Raw genomic sequence first — 17,358 nt, 5'->3', positions numbered from 1 at the left:
CGTGCATGGGGCGCGCCTGGACTGGAAGGGAACACAAAAATGATAAGCAGAAGAACTGTTCTGAAATCGGGCGGCGCCGCGGCTGCTTTCGCCATGGTCGGCGCGCCGTCGATCCTTCGCGCCGCCGACACCGTCAAGGTCGGCCTATCGATCCCTATCACCGGATTGCAGGCGATCCTCGGCGAGACGCTGCTCAATTGCTACAAGCTGGCGGCTGCCGAACTCAACGCCGCCAATGGCATTGGCGGCCGCCAGGTCGAATTGTTCATCGAGGACAACCAGACCACGACCAAGGGCGCGATCGACAAGGCACGCAAGCTCATAAACGAAGACAAGGTCGACGTGATCATGGGCACCATCATCTCGCCCGAGCGCAGTGCGACGCTGTCCGTCACCTCGAAAGCCAAGAAGCTGTTCTTCTACCCGACCAACTTCGAAGGCGGCGAATGCAACCGCTACTTCGTCGCCACCGGCCCTATCCCGATGCAGCAGGTCGACCCGATGATGCCCTGGGTGGCCGAGAACCTCGGCAAGACGATCTATGTCATGGCCTCCGACTATGCCTGGCCGCAGAAGATGACCGAGGCGATCACTGCGGCCTACGAGAAGGCCGGCGGCAAGATCATCGGCGCAGACTACTATCCGTTCGGCACCACGGATTTCGGCCCGGCATTCCAGAAGATCAAGTCGCTGAAGCCCGATGTCGTCTGGTCGATGGTGGTCGGCAACGACGCCGTCACCCAGCTCAAGCAATATCGCAGCTTCGATATCAAGCAGCCGCTGATCGCGCCGCTCGACGAGGTCTTCAACAAGGACGCGCTGCCAGCCGGCGTGGCGGCCGGCACTTACGCGCCGCAGCCCTACTGGATGGCGCTCGACAATCCGGTCAACAAGAAGTTCATCTCGAGCTTCCGCGAAAAGTTCGGCCAGGAGAAGATGGTCAACGGCATCGGCGAGGCCGGCTACAATGGGCTGCATCTCTACGCGCTGGCCGCCGAGAAGGCCGGATCGCTGAAGGACGACGATGTGCTGGCGGCATTGCCATCGATCGAGTTCGACGCACCGCAAGGCAAGATCCGCGTCGACGCCACCAACAACCACACGCTCTGCCATTCCTATGTCGGCAAGGCGGCGGCAGACGGCATCGGTTACGAGATCGCTAAGGATTTCGGCGTCATCGCGCCGGTGACGCCTTACTGCAAATTGTAGTGAAAAGCTGCCCGGCTCAGGCACCGCAGGTAGCCTGAGCCGCGCAGACGTCCGACGGCGACGCTTGCGATCAGGCCATCGATTTCGGCAAAGCGGCCGCCAGTGCATCGACGGCCAGCCGTACCTTCAACGGCAGATGCGGCGTCTGTAGCCAAAGTGCGTGACAGTCGTAGAGATATCGCGGCTGATCCGGCAGCAGCGCCACTAGCGCGCCGGCCTGAATGCGCTCGCGCACCAGCCAATAGGGCAACCAGGCAAGGCCCATGCCTTCGACCGCGGCATCGGCGATGGCATCGAGATCGTCGAGCCGCAGCCGGCCGGCCGGTATGAACTCCTGTGCGGCTTGCCCCTCGCGCACGAACAGCCACGGCTGAACGACCTGGCCGAGCCGGCGGTAGACGATGGCCTGATGGTCGGCGAGATCCTCGATCCGCCGCGGCTCGCCGTGGCGTTGGAGATAGGAGGATGCTGCGCAAACGATCATGCCCTGGCGCGCGACACGACGCGCGATCACCCCTGCCTTGTCTTCCATGGCGCCGGTCCGAATGGCAAGATCATAGCCGTCCTCGGCAAGGTCGGCGAAGCGGTCGCTGAGCGACAGGTCGAGTTCCAGCATCGGATATTGCCGCGCCAGCCGCAGCAGTATGGGTGTCACGCAGTGGCGACCGAAATGTGCCGGCATGGTGACGCGCAGTTTGCCCCGCGGTTCGGAAAACTGGTCGGCGGCGAGCGCATCGGCGGCTTCGGCCTCGGCCAGCACGACCCGGCAGCGTTCATAATAGGCGCGTCCGAAGTCGGTCAGGCTCTGCCGGCGCGTGGTCCGGTTGAGCAGCCGCACGCCCAGCCGTTCCTCGAGAAACCGGACATGCTTGCCGACCATCGGCCCAGACAGATCGAGCGCGACCGCCGCGGCCGCGAACGAGCGGAGGTCGACCGCCCTGACGAACACGGCCATGCTCTCAAGCCGATCCATATTCGGAACTCCTGGTTTCTACTGTTCTGCCTGCATAGCCATTTATTGCCGAAAATCTTGCATGCATAGCTCATTCGGTTCAGATAATTTGGAGTATCCCGAATGGCACGTCTTGTTCGCTTCCACCAGCATGGTGGCCCCGAAGTTCTGCGCATCGAGGATGTCGGGCTTTCCGGACCGGGACCGGGCGAAGTTCAAATCCGCGTCAAAGCACTCGGCCTCAATCGCGCCGAGGCATTGCTGCGCGCGGGTGCCTATATCGAGACGCCGACGCTGCCCTCGGGGCTTGGCCTAGAGGCTGCGGGCATCATCGAGGCGGTGGGCGAAGGTGTGACGGATTTTGCGCCAGGCGACAGCGTCAGCGTCATCCCGCCGCAATCGATGATCCGCTGGCCCGCCTATGGCGAGCTCGCCACCTATCCCGCCGGGCTCGTCGTCAAGCACCCGCCCTCGCTCGACTGGCCAATGGCGGCGGCGGTCTGGATGCAATACCTCACCGCCTATGGCGCGCTGATCGATGTCGCCAGGCTGCACAGCGGAGATTTCGTCGTCATCACCGCGGCATCGAGCAGTGTCGGGCTTGCCGCGATCCAGATCGCCAACAGGGTTGGCGCCACCGCGATTGCGGTGACGCGGACATCGGCCAAGAAGCAGGCCCTGCTCGATGCCGGTGCGGCTTACGTCGTGGCGGCGACGGAGGAGGATCTGGCCGCACGGCTCGGTGAAATCGCCGGGCCGCAAGGCGTGCGCGTCGTGTTCGATGCGGTCGGCGGCCCGATCTTCGAGCCGCTGACGGCGGCGATGTCGCGGGGTGGCATTCTCATCGAATATGGTGGCCTCAGCAGCGAGCCGACGCCGTTCCCGTTGTTTGCCGTGCTGGCCAAGACGCTGACGCTGCGCGGTTATCTCGTCCATGAGATCACCGGCAACCCGGCGAAGCTGGAAGCGGCCAAAGTGTTCATCCTCGAAGGCCTGGGGACCGGCGCGCTGAGGCCGATCATCGACAGAACTTTCCCGTTCGAGCAGATCGTCGAGGCGCATCGCTTTCTGGAATCGAACCGGCAGTTCGGAAAGATTGTGGTGACGGTTTGAGCAACAATCCCTTGAAGGCGCGCCTCTGCATTCCTAATTGCTTTGTGCGGGCCGGGCCCCTCTGACTGTCGCTTCTTTGGCGATCGTGATGTCGGACCGCTGTAACGGGCCCGTTTCCATTCTTTTCGGTCAAGCGGGCTCATTCTTTTTTGGTTTGGAGCCCCTCATGACATCTTCCCTCCTTGGTTTGGTTTGCCCCTCCTGCCGCGTCGCGCTCGTGATGAGTGAACGCCAGGGGATCGAGATCGATTATTGTCCGCAGTGCCGCGGCGTCTGGCTTGATCGCGGGGAGCTCGACAAGATCATCGAGCGTTCCGGCAGGGACGCTGCGCCTGTGCAACAGCCGCAACCGGCAGCATTCTCCCAGCCGCAACATGGCCAAGGGCGCGATGACGATTATTCCCGCTCGCAGGGCCACCGCTATCCGAAGCGGAAGAAATCATTCTTCGAAGAGTTGTTCGATTGACCGCATGACGCCCGGGATCCGGGCCGAAGCTTGCTGAAGATTTCCGAAACCACATCGAAAAAAGGCCAACCCCCGATGATTTCCCGCACAAGCCGATTTGCCGCCCTGTTTGCAGGACTGTTCCTTGCATTCTCCATGGTCGCGATGGATCACGCCGAGGCTCGTCGCGGCGGCAGTTTCGGCAGTCGTGGCACGCGTACGTTTCAATCGGCACCGCCGACCAGAACCGCACCAGCGCCGACCGCTCCGGTCGAGCGTTCGATGACGCCGAACTCCGGTGTGAACACTCCGGCCCGGCAGCCGCAGGCCGGTCTGCAGAGGCCTGGCTTCATGAGCGGCTTCGGTGGAACGATGATGCGCGGCCTGCTGCTCGGCGGCCTGATCGGCCTGCTCGTCGGCCAAGGCTTCGGCGGCTTGGCCGGCATGTTCGGTTTCTTGCTTCAGGCCCTGCTCATAGGTGGCGCGATCATGCTGGCCATTCGCTTCTTCCGGTCGCAATCCGCGGGCGGCCCTGCCTCGGCACTGGCCGGTACAGGCAATGCCCAGCGTTCGAGTTTTGAGAACCGCGCAACGGCACAGCAGCAGGCGGACACTCAACGCTCCTTCACAATTCCCGGCTTTGGCGGCGGTTCGGGTGGAGGCTCTCCAGCCAGCGGTTCCGAGGAGATTACGCTGGCTCAGACCGACCTCGACGCATTCCAGCAGCTGTTGACTGACGTCCAGGAAGCGTTCGGGCGTGAAGACCATGCCGCCCTGCGCCGGGCGACGACCCCCGAGATGGTGTCCTATCTGTCCGAAGAGCTGGCCGACAATGCCCAGAAAGGTCTCAGGAACGACGTATCGGACATCACTTTGCTGCAGGCCGACATCGCGGAAAGCTGGCGCGAGGATGACCGCGACTACGCCACCGCCGCACTGCGCTACGAGTCTCGTGACGTGATGCGCGAACGGGCCAGCGGCAAGGTCGTCGAAGGCGACGATGAGCATCCGACAGAGACGACGGAGCTGTGGACATTCATGCGCGAGAATGGCTCGAACTGGAAGCTCTCGGCAATCCAACAGGCTTGAGCCCCTGCCAGTTTTGTTCCGAGGCTTCGAGGGAAGTAGCGGCGTTCAGCGCACGTTCTTGACGCACATCGGCGTGCCGACCTCGACGGCCCGTCCGGTGTCGGTCGGCATGCCGCTGTCGGTGTCGCGCCCTGAAAATACCGGCGCCTCGCGATTCAAGCGGCCGATAAATACCAGACAGGCATTGGGCATTGTTTGCTCCCCTGCCAGCCAGCGCTTCGGCGCGCGGGAACGGCTAGGATTTCGCCTGTTCACGCTTGCAACGTAACCCCATATGTGAAAATACTATTTACAAAAGAAGATTGACCGGAGGAAACGTCGTGCTTTCAGGCGCTTTGATGCGTGCTCCAGCACCTCTGCGGTGCCCGCCACAGGACTGGCGGAGCCAACCATGAACGGTTTCGCGCCCACCGTCGGCGTCGCCTCGACGCACCCCGCCAACATGCCCGAGGATCACGCCGCCCTGCCGGTGTGGAACGCCGAAAACTGGTTCTATGAGGACTGGTCGGTCGGACAGAAAATCCGCTCGTTGCGGCGCACCATGGCGGAAGGCGACAGCCACCTGTTCAACGCCCTGGTGCTCGACATCCACCCCTATGTGCAGGACCAGATGTTTGCCGAGACGGAAGGCATTTTCGGCAAGCGGCTGATCGCCGGCGCTTTCGTGTTCTCGGCTGGCCTCGGGCTGGTCGCCACCAATTGTATCAACGCCTTTTCCTATGGTTACGACAGGCTGCGTTTCATAAAGCCCGTGTTCATCGGTGACACGATTTATTCGATCCGCTCCAACCTCGACAAGAAGCCGCGCTACAAGGAGATGGGGCTGATCCGCGCCAGCTACGAGGTGTTCAAGGGCGAAGGCGAGCTCGTTCTCTACTGCGAGCATCTGCAGACCGTGAAGTACCGCAACCCTGCCGATTTCGTCGGCAAGACGGAGAAATAGCGATGCCGGCAGCAGCCGAATTGCCGCTTGCCGGTCTCGTCGTCGTCGACATGAGCCAGTTCCTGTCCGGGCCTTATTGCTCGCTCAGGCTGCTCGATCTCGGCGCCCGCGTCATCAAGATCGAGCGTCCGGATGGCGGCGACCTGTCGCGCCGGCTTTATCTCAGCGACACCGAGATCGGTGGCGATTCGACGATCTTCCACGCCATCAATCGGGCCAAGGAAAGTTTTGCCATCGACCTCAAGAACGAGGCCGATCTCAAGGTGCTGCGGGGCCTGCTGGCCAAGGCCGATGTGCTGATCCAGAATTTCCGGCCGGGCGTGATCGAACGGCTGGGTCTCGATTACGAGGCCGTCCGCAAGATCAACCCGCGCCTGGTCTATGCCTCGATCAGCGGCTATGGCGAGGACGGCCCATGGGTCAAACGGCCCGGCCAGGATCTGCTGGCGCAGTCGCGCTCCGGCGTAATGTGGCTCAACGGCGACGAGGACCAGGGACCGGTGCCATTCGGCCTTGCCATCGGCGACATGCTGGCGGGTGCTGCCTGCGCGCAAGGCATTCTGGCGGCGCTGGTGCGGCGCGGCATCACAGGTCTGGGAAGCCATATCGAAACCAGCCTGCTGGAAGCGCTCGTCGACTTCCAGTTCGAAGTGCTGACCACGCATCTCAATGATGGCCGCCGCCTGCCCAGGCGCTCCAGCTTCCGGAGTGCGCATGCCTATCTGTCGGCGCCTTATGGCGTGTATCCCGCCAAGGACGGTTATCTCGCCATCGCGATGACGCCGATCCCCAAGCTGGCCGACCTGCTGTCGCTTAGCGAACTGGCACCCTATCGCGACAAACCGGCGTCATGGTTCACGGCGCGCGACGACATCAAGGCGATCATCGCGCAAAGGATCGCCACCAGGACCATCGACGAGTGGCTGGCCATTCTCGAGCCGGCCGACATCTGGTGCGCCAAGGTGCTGACCTGGCCGGAGATGCTGGCAAGCGACGGGTTCCAGTCGCTCGACATGCTGCAGACGGTGACGCGCGAGGATGACGTTTCGATCCTCACCACCAGTTCACCGCTCCGGGTCGATGGTGTCAGAGCCAAGGTCGACCGGGCAGCACCGCGCATCGGCGAGCACAGTGCTACAATTCGCGAGGAGTTCGGGCTGTGAGCGTGCCCACGCCCATGCCTACTCTCAGGGGCATGACCTGGAGCCATCCGCGCGGCTACGACCCGATGGTCACCTGCTCGTCCTTGTGGCAGCAGCAGACGGGTGTCTCGATTGAGTGGGACAAGCGCTCGCTGCAGAATTTCGAGTCCTTCCCGGTCGAGGAGCTGGCGCGGGCCTATGACCTTATCGTCATCGACCATCCGCATGTCGGCCAGATCACGGCGGAGGGCTGCCTCGAGCCGCTCGACGTCGCCGGCCGCGAGGCTGAGCGCGCAACTCTTGCCTCAGGCAGCGTCGGCCAGTCCTATCCGAGCTACAGCTGGCAAGGGCGGCAATGGGCCCTCCCGATCGATGCGGCCAGCCAAGTCCAGGCCTGGCGACCGGATGCGCTCGATGCACCGCCATCGCGCTGGAACGACGTGCTTGATCTCGCCCGGCAAGGCCGCGTGCTGTTGCCACTGCGTCCACCCCATTCGCTGATGGTGTTCTACACGCTGGCCGGCAATCTCGGTCATTCCTGCGCCACCGATCCGTCCCGAGATCTCATCGACATTGGGACCGGCAGCGAAATCTTCGAGGCGATGCGCGAGATCGCGGCGCTGGTCGACCCGGCCTGCTTCGAGATGGATCCGATCGCCGTCTCGGAGCGCATGGCCGAGACGGATTCCAAAATCGTCTGCGCGCCGCTGATCTATGGCTACGTCTCCTATGCGATGGCTGGGTTCCGCGCGCACCGACTGGCCTTTGCCGACATCCCGGTCATCGGCACCAACGGTCTCATCGGTTCGGCGCTTGGCGGCACCGGCATTGCCGTTTCAGCTTTTTCCAAGGCAAAAGATGCAGCGATCGACTTCGCCTACTGGGTCGCCAGCGGCGATGTCCAGCGCGGTGCCTATGCCGCCGCCGGCGGCCAGCCCGGCCACGCCGCCGCGTGGGAAGATCAGACGGTCAACGCCGCTACTGGCGATTTCTATCGGGACACGCGCGCGACGCTTGAAGGCGCATGGGTGCGGCCGCGCCACGATGGCTCCATGGCGTTCCAGCAGGCAGCGTCCGATCGCATCATCGCTGGCCTGACTTCCAGGCATCGGGCTGGCCAGGTCGTTGCCGATCTCAATCGCCTGTTCCGGGAGAGTGCTCCGGCGTCCGACGCTGCCGGTGGAGGAGCCTGAACGAAACCGGCTAATCGAGCCGCCACAGCTTGCGAGCATTCGCGAACAAGAGCCTGTCGCGTTCATCGACGCTGCAACCTGACAGCAGCGCGTGGGTCGCCGCCACCCAGGTCGACAGGCCACCGCCAAGCGTGCAGACCGGCCAGTCGCTGCCCCAGACGACGCGGTCCCAGCCGAACGCATCAATGGTGTGTTCGACATAAGGCCGCAGCGTCTCGGCCGTCCAACTGCTGGGATCGGCATAGGCAACGACGCCGGAAATCTTGGCCATGACATTCGGGCGGCGCGCGATCTCGCTCATGTGTTCGCGCCATGGATGCTCGCCATTGCCCTTGATGTCAGGGACGCCGCAATGGTCGAGCACGAACTGGACATCGGGCGCGAGATCGGCAAGCGCGATCGCCTTGGGAATCTGGTGCGGCAGCACGACCAGATCGAAGGTCAGGCCGGCGCCGCCGAGCCGCTTGATGTTGTCGCGAAACAGCGTGCCGTCCGAGAGATCGTCGGGCACGACATGAAGGACGCGGCGGAACCCTTTGACGAAGGGATTTGTTCGCTGCCGTTCGAGATAGGCTGCAAAATCCGCCTCTTCCGGCCGGCAGGACGCGATCGCCCCGGCCAGCATGCTCCCGGGCTGCCGCGACAGCCCTTCGACGCGAGCGGTCTCGGCCTCGATGTCCGCTGGATCGACGTCGACCTCCATATGCAGCACGCGCCCGACGCCGACGCGGTGGGCCTCCACGGCGTATTCTTCGTAGGAAAAATCACGGTTGAGCGCCGGCACGCCGGCAAGCCAGGGATAGCGCAAGGCCGAGCGATCGATGAGATGCAGATGGGTGTCGATGATCACTTTGGCTCCTCCTCTTTAGGTGTTCAAATCATCTCACGGAGGAATTCTTCATTCAAATAAGAATTCACGTCGACGAGCCGACCGCCGATCCTGCCAGGTGCGAGAGCTTTTCGGCCGTGACCAGCAACAGCTCGATGGTCCTGGTGATGTCGGGAGCGGAGGGTGCGTTGACGACGGTGATGTAGGGAATCGACAGCGCCGCGATCGCCTTGCCGTCGGAACTGCGCACCGGGGCCGACAGGTTGAAGACACCGGCGGTCTGCATCGAGGCCATCATCTCGTAGCCGCGGTCGCGGATCTGGTCGAGGCGGGCGAAGAATTCGGCAGACTGCGCCGTCTTGTCGGTACTGCGAACATGTTCCGATATCATCATCTGCCGCTCTTCCTGCGAACGGAAGGCCAGCAGCACATGTCCCGACCCCGTATCGAACAGGCTGATGTGGGAGCCGACTCGGATCGAGATCCCCCAGTAATTCGGTGCCTCCTGCTGGGCGATGACGACGGCGGAACCACGATCAAAAACAACGAGTTGGTTGGCCTGCTGCGATGTCTCTGCCAGCTCGCGCATCAGCGGCGTGGCGTAGGAAACCAGCCGCCGTACCGGCGCATGCAGTTGCGCCAGGCCAAACAGCTTCAGCGTCAGCGAATAACGGTCGCCATCCAGCCGCGTCACGTACCCACGCCGCACCAGCCGGTCCAGCATGCGGTAGAATTCGTTGGGGCTGCGGTCGAGTTTCTTGGCGATTTCGGCTTGCGTCAGGCCGCCGTCAACGCCGGCCAGCAGTTCGAGGATGTCGAGCCCCTTGTCGAGCGCCGGCGCGCGATAGCGCTCGTCTTCGCTGTCGTCCATGGCTCATCCCTCCAGTGAATTCGATTCTTCATATACGCAGAAACGTGGCCAACGGAAACAAATTTCGCCTTGACGTATCCGTGAATGTTTTGTTTGTATATGAATGTAGCACTTCTTGTCATCAGACGAGTTGCGGTCGCCGCTAAGGCGCACCAAGGGAGGATACCAATGAACAGACTGCTTTCCGGCGTGTCCGCCGGCGCATTGTTGCTTGCATTCGGTGCAGGCATGGCCCTTGCCGGCGACCTGCCCGGCAAGTTCGAAGGCGTCACCGTCGACGTCAAGCTGATCGGCGGCCAGCAATATGAAAAGCTCTATGAGCGCATCCCTGAATGGGAGAAGCTGACCGGCGCCAAAGTCAACATCCTGACCAAGAAAAACGGCTTCGACATCGACAAGGAGCTCAAGTCCGACATCGCCTCGGGCAGCACCAACTGGTGCGTCGGCTGGAACCATTCGTCGTTCGCGCCACAGTATACGAGCCTCTACACCGACCTCAGCAAGCTCTTGCCCAAGCAAGAGATCGACGCCTTCGTGCCTTCGACGATCAAGGCGGCGACCATCGACGGCAAGCTGGAGATGCTGCCGCGCGCGCAGTTCGACGTTTCGGCGCTCTACTACCAGAAGAGCCTGTACGAGAACGCCGACAACAAGACCAAGTTCAAGGCGAAATACGGCTATGATCTGGTGCCGCCGGACACCTGGAAGGAAGTCACCGATCAGGCCGAATTCTTCGCCAACCCGCCCAATTTCTACGGCACCCAGTTCGCCGGCAAGGAAGAGGCGATCAACGGCCGCTTCTACGAGATGGTGGTCGCCGAAGGCGGCGAATACCTCGACAAGGACGGCAAGCCGGTCTTCAACTCCGAAGCCGGCATCCGGGCACTCGACTGGTTCGTCAACCTCTACAAGGCCAAGGCCGTGCCGGCCGGAACCACCAATTACCTGTGGGACGATCTCGGCCAGGGCTTTGCCTCCGGCACCGTCGCCATCAATCTCGACTGGCCGGGCTGGGCCGGCTTCTTCAACGATCCGAAGTCGTCGAAGGTCGCCGGCAATGTCGGCGTCAAGGTTGCGCCGAAGGGCTCGTCGGGCAAGCGCACCGGGTGGTCCGGTTTTCACGGCTTCTCGGTGACCGAGAACTGCCCCAACAAGGAGGCCGCGGCTTCCCTGGTGTGGTGGCTGACCAACGAGGACAGCCAGAAGCTCGAGGCCGCCGCAGGTCCGCTGCCGACCCGCACGGCGGTGTGGGACTGGGATCTCCAGCAAGCGGCAAACGATCCTTACAAGAAGGAGGTTCTTGCCGCCTTCCAGGAAGAAGCCAAGCACGCCTTTGCCGTGCCGCAGACGCCTGAGTGGATCGAGATCTCGAACGCCGTCTATCCCGAATTGCAGGCGGCGATCCTTGGCGACAAGACCTCCAAGCAGGCTTTGGATGAAGCCGCCGCCAAGGCGACGCAAATCCTCCAAGACGCCGGCAAGCTCTAGCAATCGCTCCCAGGACGGCCTCCCCCATCAACCATGGGGGAGGCGATCGCGCCTTGTCGGGCGAGTGCGCTTGCCGATCCATGATAGCCTTCCGTTCTCCGGCCGGGCCTCGACGAAGAAGAGGCATCGATAGTTGAATGCAACACCCCACAGGATCCCGATGAAGGGCTTCAAGCCATCCGCGCCATTCCTGCTGCTGCTTCCGGCCATGGTCGTGCTGGCGGCGGTCGTCGTGGTGCCGCTGCTGTTGTCGCTCTATTCCAGCTTCACGCCGTTCCGCCTGACGCGGCCCGAAACATTTTACGTCCTCATCGGCTTCAGGAACTATCTTTCGATCCTGTCCAACACCGATTTCTGGTGGGCGTTCGGTCGAACGGTGCTGCTGCTGACGATCGCGCTCAATCTCGAAATGCTGCTCGGCCTCGGCCTGGCGATGCTGGTCGAGAAGGCGACCCGCGGCCAGCGCATCCTGCGCACGCTGATGATGTTCCCGATGATGTTCTCGCCGATCCTGGTCGGCTTCCAGTTCAAGTTCATGTTCAACGACAATATCGGCCTGGTGAACAATGCCTTGCAGTCGCTCGGCATCACGCAAGACGCCGTACCGTGGCTGATCGAAAGCCATCTCGCCTTCATCGCCATCTCGATCGCCGAGATATGGTCGTCGACGGCGATCTTCGCCATCCTGATCCTCGCCGGGCTGCTCGCCATGCCCAAGGAGCCGATCGAGGCGGCGCGCGTCGACGGCTGCACGCCGTGGCAGACCTTCCGCTATGTGACGTGGCCGTTCGTCATGCCCTTCGCCTATATCGCCATGACCATTCGCTCGCTCGACGTCGCGCGCGCCTACGACATCGTCAAGATCATGACCGATGGCGGACCGGCGGGCCGCACTGAGCTTTTGTGGACGCTGGTGGCGCGCACCGCCTACAGCGACGGGCGCATGGGCATGGCCAACGCCATGGCCTATTTCTCGATCCTGCTGTCGATCGCCTTCACCGTCTATTTCTTCAACAAGCTTGCTGCGGCGCGCACGCAGATCGGTGCTGAGTGGTGAGGGCTGGGTGGTGAGAATGGACGAGAATTCCTCCGCCCGCCTGAAGCGCCGGCTCACGGGCATTGTCTATCGCATCGGCCTGTTCCTGGCGATGTTGACCATCTGCCTGCCTGGTCTGTGGATCGTCCTGTCGTCGCTGCGGCCAACCGTCGAGATCATGGCCAAGCCGCCAGTGTGGATCCCGCAGGAGATATCGTTCGACGCCTATGTCGCGATGTTCAGCGGCATCGGCAAGGGCGGCATTCCGGTGATCGAATATTTCCGCAACTCGCTGATCATCTCGGTGACGTCGACGGTCATCGCCGTGGCCATCGGCATGGCCGGCGGCTATGCGTTTGCGCGCTACCGCTTCCGCGGCAAGTCGAGCGTCTTCCTCGGCTTGATGCTGACGCGCACGGTGCCGGGCATCGCGCTGTCGCTGCCGTTGTTCTTCCTCTACGTGCGGCTTGGCATCATCGACACGCATTTCGGACTGATCCTGGCCTATGTCGCGCTCAACGTGCCGTTCACGATCTGGCTGATCGACGGCTTCTTCCGCCAGGTGCCGAAGGACCTCGCGGAAGCGGCGCAGATCGATGGCTGCACGCGCTGGCAGGCGTTCTGGCAGGTCGAGTTCCCGCTCGCCGGGCCGGGCATCGCGTCCGCCGCGATCTTCGCCTTCCTGACCTGCTGGAACGAATTCGCGCTGGCCTCGCAGCTGACGCGCTCGGTAAGCGCCAAGACGCTGCCGGTCGGCCTGCTCGACTACACGGCCGAGTTCACCATCGACTGGCGCGGCATGTGCGCGCTCGCCGTGGTGATGATCATTCCGGCGCTCACCCTCACCTATATCGTCCAGAAACACCTTGTCGGCGGCCTGACCTCCGGCGCGGTGAAAGGCTGATCCATGGCAACAGTTTCCCTCACCAAGCTGACCAAGCGCTACGGCAATATCGGGATCGTGCACGGCATCGACCTCGACATTGCCGACCGCGAATTCATCGCGCTGGTCGGCCCCTCCGGCTGCGGCAAGTCGACAACGCTACGCATGATCGCCGGGCTCGAGGAGATCAGCGCCGGTTCGATCGAGATCGGCGGCCGCGTCGTCAACGACCTGCCGCCGCGCTCGCGAAACATCTCGATGGTGTTCCAGTCCTACGCGCTCTATCCACATATGACGGTGCGCGAGAACCTCGGCTTCTCCCTGAAGATCGCCGGTGCGGCCAAGGAAGACATGGACCGCCGCGTCGCCGAGGCCTCGGCCATCCTCGGCCTCGACACGCTGCTGGACCGCCGCCCGTCGCAATTGTCCGGCGGCCAGCGCCAGCGCGTTGCCATGGGCCGCGCCATCGTGCGCGATCCCGATGTCTTCCTTTTCGACGAGCCGCTTTCCAACCTCGACGCCAAGCTGCGCACGCAGATGCGCACCGAGATCAAGAAACTGCATGCCAAGGTGCAGTCGACGGTGATCTACGTCACCCACGATCAGGTCGAGGCGATGACGCTTGCCGACCGCATCGTCATCATGCGCGACGGCTACATCGAACAGGTCGGCACGCCCGACGAGGTCTTCCGGCGGCCGCAGACGCGCTTCGTTGCCGGCTTCATCGGCTCGCCGCCGATGAACCTGCACGAGGCCACGATCGACGGCGGCCAGATGGTTTTCGCCAGCGGTGAAAAGCTGCCCCTGCCTGGCCAGTTCAAAGCCAATGTCGCGGCCGGTGACAAGGTCGTGTTCGGACTGCGGCCGGACGACATCTATCCGACCGGCCATGGCATCAGTTCCGGCAGTGCCGCCGATGTTCATCAGATCGAGCTGCCGATCACGGTCACCGAGCCGCTCGGTAACGAGACGCTGGTGTTCGTCGAATTCAACGGCACCGACTGGGTGTCACGCATGCTGAATCCGAGACCACTGAGGTCGGGCGAACGGGTCGCCATGAGCCTCGACATGTCGCAGGCGCATCTGTTTGCCACCGACACCGGGAAGACATTGCGGAGCTGACTGATGGCCAAGATCGAAAAAATCGAACTGCGGATGGTGGACCTTGTGCCCAAGGTCAAGCGCACCGACGCGATCCAGAGCTTCGTCAGCCAGGAAACGCCGATCGTGACGATCACCGATTCCGACGGCGCGGTCGGCACCGGTTACAGCTACACGATCGGTACCGGCGGCTCGTCGGTGATGCGGCTCCTTTCGGATCATCTCGCGCCGCGCCTGATCGGGCGCGACGCCGACATGATCGAGGCGATCTGGCACGATCTCGAATTTGCCACGCACGCCACCACGATCGGTGCGATCACGGCAATCGCGATCGCGGCGATCGACACGGCGCTGTGGGATCTGCGGGCGAAGAAGCAGAAGCTGCCGCTGTGGAAGCTGGCCGGCGGCGCCAAGGATCGCTGCCCGCTCTACACGACCGAAGGCGGCTGGCTGCACATCGAGACGCAGGCGCTGGTCGACGATGCGCTGGCCGCCAAGGCCAAGGGTTTTCGCGGTTCGAAGGTGAAGATCGGCAGACCGCACGGATCGGAGGATCTTGCGCGCCTGTCGGCGGTGCGCAAGGCGGTCGGCGACGGCTACGAGATCATGACCGATGCCAATCAGGGCTTTTCGGTCGACGAGGCGATCCGGCGCGCGGCCAGGTTGCGCGAGCTCGACCTCGCCTGGATCGAAGAGCCATTGCCGGCCGACGACATCGACGGGCATGTGCGGTTATCCAACTCGACGTCGACGCCGATCGCCATTGGCGAGTCGCTCTACTCCATCCGCCATTTCCGCGAATACATGCAGAAAGGCGCCTGCTCGATTGTCCAGGTCGATGTCGGCCGCATCGGCGGCATCACGCCCTGGCTCAAGATCGCCCATGCGGCGGAAGCCTTCGACATTCCGGTCTGCCCGCATTTCCTGATGGAACTGCATGTCAGCCTTGCCTGCGCTGTTCAGAACGGCCGCTATGTCGAGTACATTCCGCAACTCGACCAGTTGACCGGCAAGCATATGCGCATCGAGGATGGGCAGGCGCTGGCGCCCGAAGAACCGGGTATCGGCATCGACTGGGACTGGGATGCGGTCAAGGCCATGAGCATCGCCGAATTCACCACGGCGATCATCAGATAGGAGACGGGGCATGCAGCGGATGGGGATGGTTCTGGGGCTGAAGCCGGAAATGGTCGAGGAGTATGTCCGCCTTCATGCCGCCGTCTGGCCTGACGTGCTGACCATGATCTCGGCCTGCAACATCAAGAACTACTCGATCTACCTGAAGCGGCCGGAGAACCTGCTGTTCAGTTATTTTGAATACCACGGCACTGACTATACGGCCGACATGGCCAGGATGGCGGCCGACCCGAAGACGCAGGAATGGTGGTCGGTCTGCATGCCTTGCCAGGAACCGCTGGCGACGCGCGGGGAAGGCGAATGGTGGGCAGCGATGGACGAGGTCTTCCATCATGACTGAAAGCGGTTTCGACCCTGCCTCACTCGTCCAATCCTGGCCCAATCCCTCGAAGCCCCGGCCGATCGTCACTTTCGGCGCCGGGTCGATCGTCGGTGACGCGCATTTCCCCGCCTACCGGAAAGCCAGCTTCCCGATCGCCGGGCTTTACGATCCCGATCACGCCAAGGCGGAAAAGCTGGCCAGCCAATGGGGTGTGACAGCCTTCCGCACGCCCGAGGAAGCGGCCACTGTCGAGGGTGCGATCTTCGACCTAGCGACGCCGCCCTCCCGCCATGCCGATGTGCTGAAGGTATTGCCTGACGGCGCCGTGGCGCTGATCCAGAAGCCGATGGGCAGCAGCCTCGCCGAGGCAACCGCAATTCTCGATATCTGCCGTTCCAAGAAACTGCAGGCAGCGGTGAATTTCCAGGCGCGCTTCGCACCGATGATGCTGGCGCTGAAGGACGCCATCGCCAAGGGCTGGCTCGGCGAGATCGTCGACTTCGACGTCTGGCTGGCGCTGGCGACACCGTGGCAGCTGTGGGAATTCTTGCTCAAGGCACCGCGCGTCGAAATCGCCATGCATTCGATCCATTATCTCGACCTGATCCGGCAACTGCTTGGCGACCCCAGAGGCGTGCACGCCAAGACGCTCGGCCATCCCAACCATGCGGTGGCGCAAACGCGTACCAGCGCCATTCTCGACTATGGCGACACCGTGCGTTGCGCGCTGTCGATCAACCATGACCACAGGTTCGGCCGCCGGCACCAGGCCTCTGAGTTCCGCATCTGCGGCACCGAGGGCGCGGCCTATCTCAAGCTTGGCCTCAACCTCGACTATCCGCGCGGCGAGCCGGAGGTGCTGGAGATTTATCCGAAGGGCGGAACGGATTGGGTCGCGGTGCCCTTGGCCGGTGAGTGGTTTCCCGACGCCTTCGTCGGCCGCATGGCCAACGTCCAGCGCTATGCAGCGGGCGAAGACACAGCGCTGGTCAGTCCGGTCGAGGATGCGTGGAGCACGATGGCGCTGGTCGAGGCCGCCTATCAGTCGAGTGCGGCACCAGCGACCCCGATCGCGGAAAGACCCTGATGGAACAGATCCAGTATTTCGAGGATTACGAGATCGGCGCCTCGCGTCTCACCAGCGGCCGCACCATCACCGAAACCGACTTTGTCGTCCATGCCGGCCACACCGGCGACTTCTTCCCGCATCACATGGACGCCGAATTCATGAAGACGACGCCGTTCGGCCAGCGCATCGCGCATGGCACGCTGGTGTTCTCGATCGGCATCGGGCTGACGGCGACCATCGTCAATCCCGTCGCCTTTTCCTATGGCTACGACCGGCTGCGCTTCATCAAGCCGGTGTTCATCGGCGACACGATCCGCACGCGCACCACCATCGCAGCCAAGGAAGACGATCCCAAGCGGCCGGGTTCAGGACGGGTCATCGAGCGCTGCGAGGTGATCAACCAGCGCGGCGAAGTCGTGCTGGCAGCCGACCACATCTATATCGTCGAACGCAAGCCGGTGGAGCGCTGAAGCTCAGGGCAACTGTATGAATATGCCCGTATACGCGCCTGACGCCACGTCATGACTTTCATCGCC

General features: G+C 62.9%; 19 protein-coding genes. 15 read left to right on the top strand and 4 right to left on the bottom strand.

Translation table 11 applies throughout. The features are described 5' to 3' along the window. Window positions 1-39 precede the first annotated feature (39 nt). On the top strand, window positions 40-1,209 hold the full coding sequence (locus AC0ZT5_RS00925) for a substrate-binding protein (RefSeq protein WP_488494884.1): 1,170 nt from the start codon (window positions 40-42) through the stop codon (window positions 1,207-1,209). Window positions 1,210-1,279: 70 nt separating this feature from the next. Here the strand turns inward: AC0ZT5_RS00925 and AC0ZT5_RS00920 are convergent, their stop codons facing one another. Then, on the bottom strand, window positions 1,280-2,182 hold the full coding sequence (locus AC0ZT5_RS00920) for a LysR family transcriptional regulator (protein WP_488494883.1): 903 nt from the start codon (window positions 2,180-2,182) through the stop codon (window positions 1,280-1,282). 102 nt (window positions 2,183-2,284) lie between these two features. Between AC0ZT5_RS00920 and AC0ZT5_RS00915 the strand changes: the two genes are divergently transcribed. From AC0ZT5_RS00915 to AC0ZT5_RS00905, 3 genes are all read left to right on the top strand, one after another. Next, window positions 2,285-3,274: a zinc-dependent alcohol dehydrogenase family protein gene (locus AC0ZT5_RS00915; protein WP_488494882.1), complete on the top strand. Its 990-nt coding sequence runs from the start codon at window positions 2,285-2,287 to the stop codon at window positions 3,272-3,274. A gap of 166 nt (window positions 3,275-3,440) precedes the next feature. Further along, window positions 3,441-3,740 carry a TFIIB-type zinc ribbon-containing protein gene (locus AC0ZT5_RS00910; RefSeq protein WP_095081108.1) on the top strand — a complete coding sequence of 100 codons (300 nt, stop codon included), beginning with the start codon at window positions 3,441-3,443 and terminating at the stop codon, window positions 3,738-3,740. Between the two features lie 75 nt (window positions 3,741-3,815). Continuing rightward, on the top strand, window positions 3,816-4,808 hold the full coding sequence (locus tag AC0ZT5_RS00905) for a Tim44 domain-containing protein (RefSeq protein WP_488494881.1): 993 nt from the start codon (window positions 3,816-3,818) through the stop codon (window positions 4,806-4,808). 45 nt (window positions 4,809-4,853) lie between these two features. Here the strand turns inward: AC0ZT5_RS00905 and AC0ZT5_RS00900 are convergent, their stop codons facing one another. Further along, on the bottom strand, window positions 4,854-5,000 hold the full coding sequence (locus tag AC0ZT5_RS00900) for a hypothetical protein (protein ID WP_488494880.1): 147 nt from the start codon (window positions 4,998-5,000) through the stop codon (window positions 4,854-4,856). 199 nt (window positions 5,001-5,199) lie between these two features. On the opposite strand from AC0ZT5_RS00900, the gene AC0ZT5_RS00895 reads away from it, so the two are divergent. The 3 genes from AC0ZT5_RS00895 to AC0ZT5_RS00885 are packed head-to-tail and all read left to right on the top strand — an operon-like array spanning window position 5,200 to window position 8,086. Beyond that, entirely contained in the window at window positions 5,200-5,751 is a 552-nt protein-coding gene (locus AC0ZT5_RS00895) for a MaoC family dehydratase (protein ID WP_488494879.1), read from the top strand. 2 nt (window positions 5,752-5,753) lie between these two features. After that, entirely contained in the window at window positions 5,754-6,914 is a 1,161-nt protein-coding gene (locus AC0ZT5_RS00890; protein ID WP_488494878.1) for a CaiB/BaiF CoA transferase family protein, read from the top strand. A gap of 14 nt (window positions 6,915-6,928) precedes the next feature. Beyond that, window positions 6,929-8,086 carry an extracellular solute-binding protein gene (locus AC0ZT5_RS00885; protein ID WP_488495267.1) on the top strand — a complete coding sequence of 386 codons (1,158 nt, stop codon included), beginning with the start codon at window positions 6,929-6,931 and terminating at the stop codon, window positions 8,084-8,086. A 10-nt stretch (window positions 8,087-8,096) separates the two neighbouring features. Here AC0ZT5_RS00885 and AC0ZT5_RS00880 read toward each other — a convergent pair whose 3' ends face one another. Both AC0ZT5_RS00880 and AC0ZT5_RS00875 read right to left on the bottom strand, forming a co-directional pair. Continuing rightward, complete coding sequence (locus tag AC0ZT5_RS00880) at window positions 8,097-8,936, bottom strand: amidohydrolase family protein (RefSeq protein ID WP_488494877.1); 840 nt, start codon at window positions 8,934-8,936, stop codon at window positions 8,097-8,099. 64 nt (window positions 8,937-9,000) lie between these two features. Continuing rightward, window positions 9,001-9,786: an IclR family transcriptional regulator gene (locus AC0ZT5_RS00875; RefSeq protein ID WP_184871614.1), complete on the bottom strand. Its 786-nt coding sequence runs from the start codon at window positions 9,784-9,786 to the stop codon at window positions 9,001-9,003. A 168-nt stretch (window positions 9,787-9,954) separates the two neighbouring features. On the opposite strand from AC0ZT5_RS00875, the gene AC0ZT5_RS00870 reads away from it, so the two are divergent. The 8 genes from AC0ZT5_RS00870 (at window position 9,955) to AC0ZT5_RS00835 (ending at window position 17,292) form a co-directional block, all read left to right on the top strand. Next, on the top strand, window positions 9,955-11,274 hold the full coding sequence (locus AC0ZT5_RS00870) for an ABC transporter substrate-binding protein (RefSeq protein WP_488494876.1): 1,320 nt from the start codon (window positions 9,955-9,957) through the stop codon (window positions 11,272-11,274). Window positions 11,275-11,434: 160 nt separating this feature from the next. Beyond that, a complete protein-coding gene (locus AC0ZT5_RS00865) occupies window positions 11,435-12,331 on the top strand; it encodes a carbohydrate ABC transporter permease (RefSeq protein WP_488495266.1) in 897 nt (298 codons plus the stop codon). Between the two features lie 16 nt (window positions 12,332-12,347). Continuing rightward, window positions 12,348-13,214, top strand: coding sequence for a carbohydrate ABC transporter permease (locus AC0ZT5_RS00860; protein WP_477414114.1), 867 nt, complete (start codon window positions 12,348-12,350; stop codon window positions 13,212-13,214). 3 nt (window positions 13,215-13,217) lie between these two features. Further along, the gene (locus AC0ZT5_RS00855; protein WP_488494875.1) at window positions 13,218-14,315 is read left to right on the top strand and encodes an ABC transporter ATP-binding protein; all 1,098 of its coding nucleotides are present in this window, start codon (window positions 13,218-13,220) and stop codon (window positions 14,313-14,315) included. Between the two features lie 3 nt (window positions 14,316-14,318). Further along, window positions 14,319-15,431 (top strand): mandelate racemase/muconate lactonizing enzyme family protein, encoded by a 1,113-nt coding sequence (locus AC0ZT5_RS00850; protein ID WP_488494874.1) that lies wholly within the window; start codon window positions 14,319-14,321, stop codon window positions 15,429-15,431. Window positions 15,432-15,441: 10 nt separating this feature from the next. Continuing rightward, a complete protein-coding gene (locus tag AC0ZT5_RS00845; RefSeq protein WP_488494873.1) occupies window positions 15,442-15,771 on the top strand; it encodes an L-rhamnose mutarotase in 330 nt (109 codons plus the stop codon). Then, window positions 15,764-16,840, top strand: a complete 1,077-nt coding sequence (locus tag AC0ZT5_RS00840; RefSeq protein WP_488494872.1) for a Gfo/Idh/MocA family protein — start codon at window positions 15,764-15,766, stop codon at window positions 16,838-16,840. Before AC0ZT5_RS00845 ends, AC0ZT5_RS00840 begins: the two co-directional genes overlap by 8 nt. Next, window positions 16,837-17,292, top strand: coding sequence for a MaoC/PaaZ C-terminal domain-containing protein (locus tag AC0ZT5_RS00835; RefSeq protein WP_488495265.1), 456 nt, complete (start codon window positions 16,837-16,839; stop codon window positions 17,290-17,292). The genes AC0ZT5_RS00840 and AC0ZT5_RS00835 overlap by 4 nt, the downstream gene beginning before the upstream one ends. Window positions 17,293-17,358: the final 66 nt, after the last annotated feature.

This window comes from Mesorhizobium sp. CNPSo 4670, assembly GCF_057784235.1.
This window is presented reverse-complemented; position numbering and strand designations above follow the sequence as displayed.

Excerpts from the sequence above, each read along its gene's own strand:
- AC0ZT5_RS00900 (WP_488494880.1), bottom strand. The coding sequence starts at position 5,000 with ATGCCCAATGCCTGTCTGGTATTTATCGGCCGCTTGAATCGCGAGGCG.
- AC0ZT5_RS00865 (WP_488495266.1), top strand. The coding sequence starts at position 11,435 with ATGAAGGGCTTCAAGCCATCCGCGCCATTCCTGCTGCTGCTTCCGGCC.
- AC0ZT5_RS00885 (WP_488495267.1), top strand. The coding sequence starts at position 6,929 with ATGCCTACTCTCAGGGGCATGACCTGGAGCCATCCGCGCGGCTACGAC.
- AC0ZT5_RS00925 (WP_488494884.1), top strand. The coding sequence starts at position 40 with ATGATAAGCAGAAGAACTGTTCTGAAATCGGGCGGCGCCGCGGCTGCT.
- AC0ZT5_RS00840 (WP_488494872.1), top strand. The coding sequence starts at position 15,764 with ATGACTGAAAGCGGTTTCGACCCTGCCTCACTCGTCCAATCCTGGCCC.
- AC0ZT5_RS00905 (WP_488494881.1), top strand. The coding sequence starts at position 3,816 with ATGATTTCCCGCACAAGCCGATTTGCCGCCCTGTTTGCAGGACTGTTC.
- AC0ZT5_RS00855 (WP_488494875.1), top strand. The coding sequence starts at position 13,218 with ATGGCAACAGTTTCCCTCACCAAGCTGACCAAGCGCTACGGCAATATC.
- AC0ZT5_RS00850 (WP_488494874.1), top strand. The coding sequence starts at position 14,319 with ATGGCCAAGATCGAAAAAATCGAACTGCGGATGGTGGACCTTGTGCCC.
- AC0ZT5_RS00890 (WP_488494878.1), top strand. The coding sequence starts at position 5,754 with ATGCCGGCAGCAGCCGAATTGCCGCTTGCCGGTCTCGTCGTCGTCGAC.
- AC0ZT5_RS00845 (WP_488494873.1), top strand. The coding sequence starts at position 15,442 with ATGCAGCGGATGGGGATGGTTCTGGGGCTGAAGCCGGAAATGGTCGAG.
- AC0ZT5_RS00895 (WP_488494879.1), top strand. The coding sequence starts at position 5,200 with ATGAACGGTTTCGCGCCCACCGTCGGCGTCGCCTCGACGCACCCCGCC.
- AC0ZT5_RS00870 (WP_488494876.1), top strand. The coding sequence starts at position 9,955 with ATGAACAGACTGCTTTCCGGCGTGTCCGCCGGCGCATTGTTGCTTGCA.
- AC0ZT5_RS00910 (WP_095081108.1), top strand. The coding sequence starts at position 3,441 with ATGACATCTTCCCTCCTTGGTTTGGTTTGCCCCTCCTGCCGCGTCGCG.
- AC0ZT5_RS00875 (WP_184871614.1), bottom strand. The coding sequence starts at position 9,786 with ATGGACGACAGCGAAGACGAGCGCTATCGCGCGCCGGCGCTCGACAAG.
- AC0ZT5_RS00915 (WP_488494882.1), top strand. The coding sequence starts at position 2,285 with ATGGCACGTCTTGTTCGCTTCCACCAGCATGGTGGCCCCGAAGTTCTG.
- AC0ZT5_RS00860 (WP_477414114.1), top strand. The coding sequence starts at position 12,348 with ATGGACGAGAATTCCTCCGCCCGCCTGAAGCGCCGGCTCACGGGCATT.
- AC0ZT5_RS00920 (WP_488494883.1), bottom strand. The coding sequence starts at position 2,182 with ATGGATCGGCTTGAGAGCATGGCCGTGTTCGTCAGGGCGGTCGACCTC.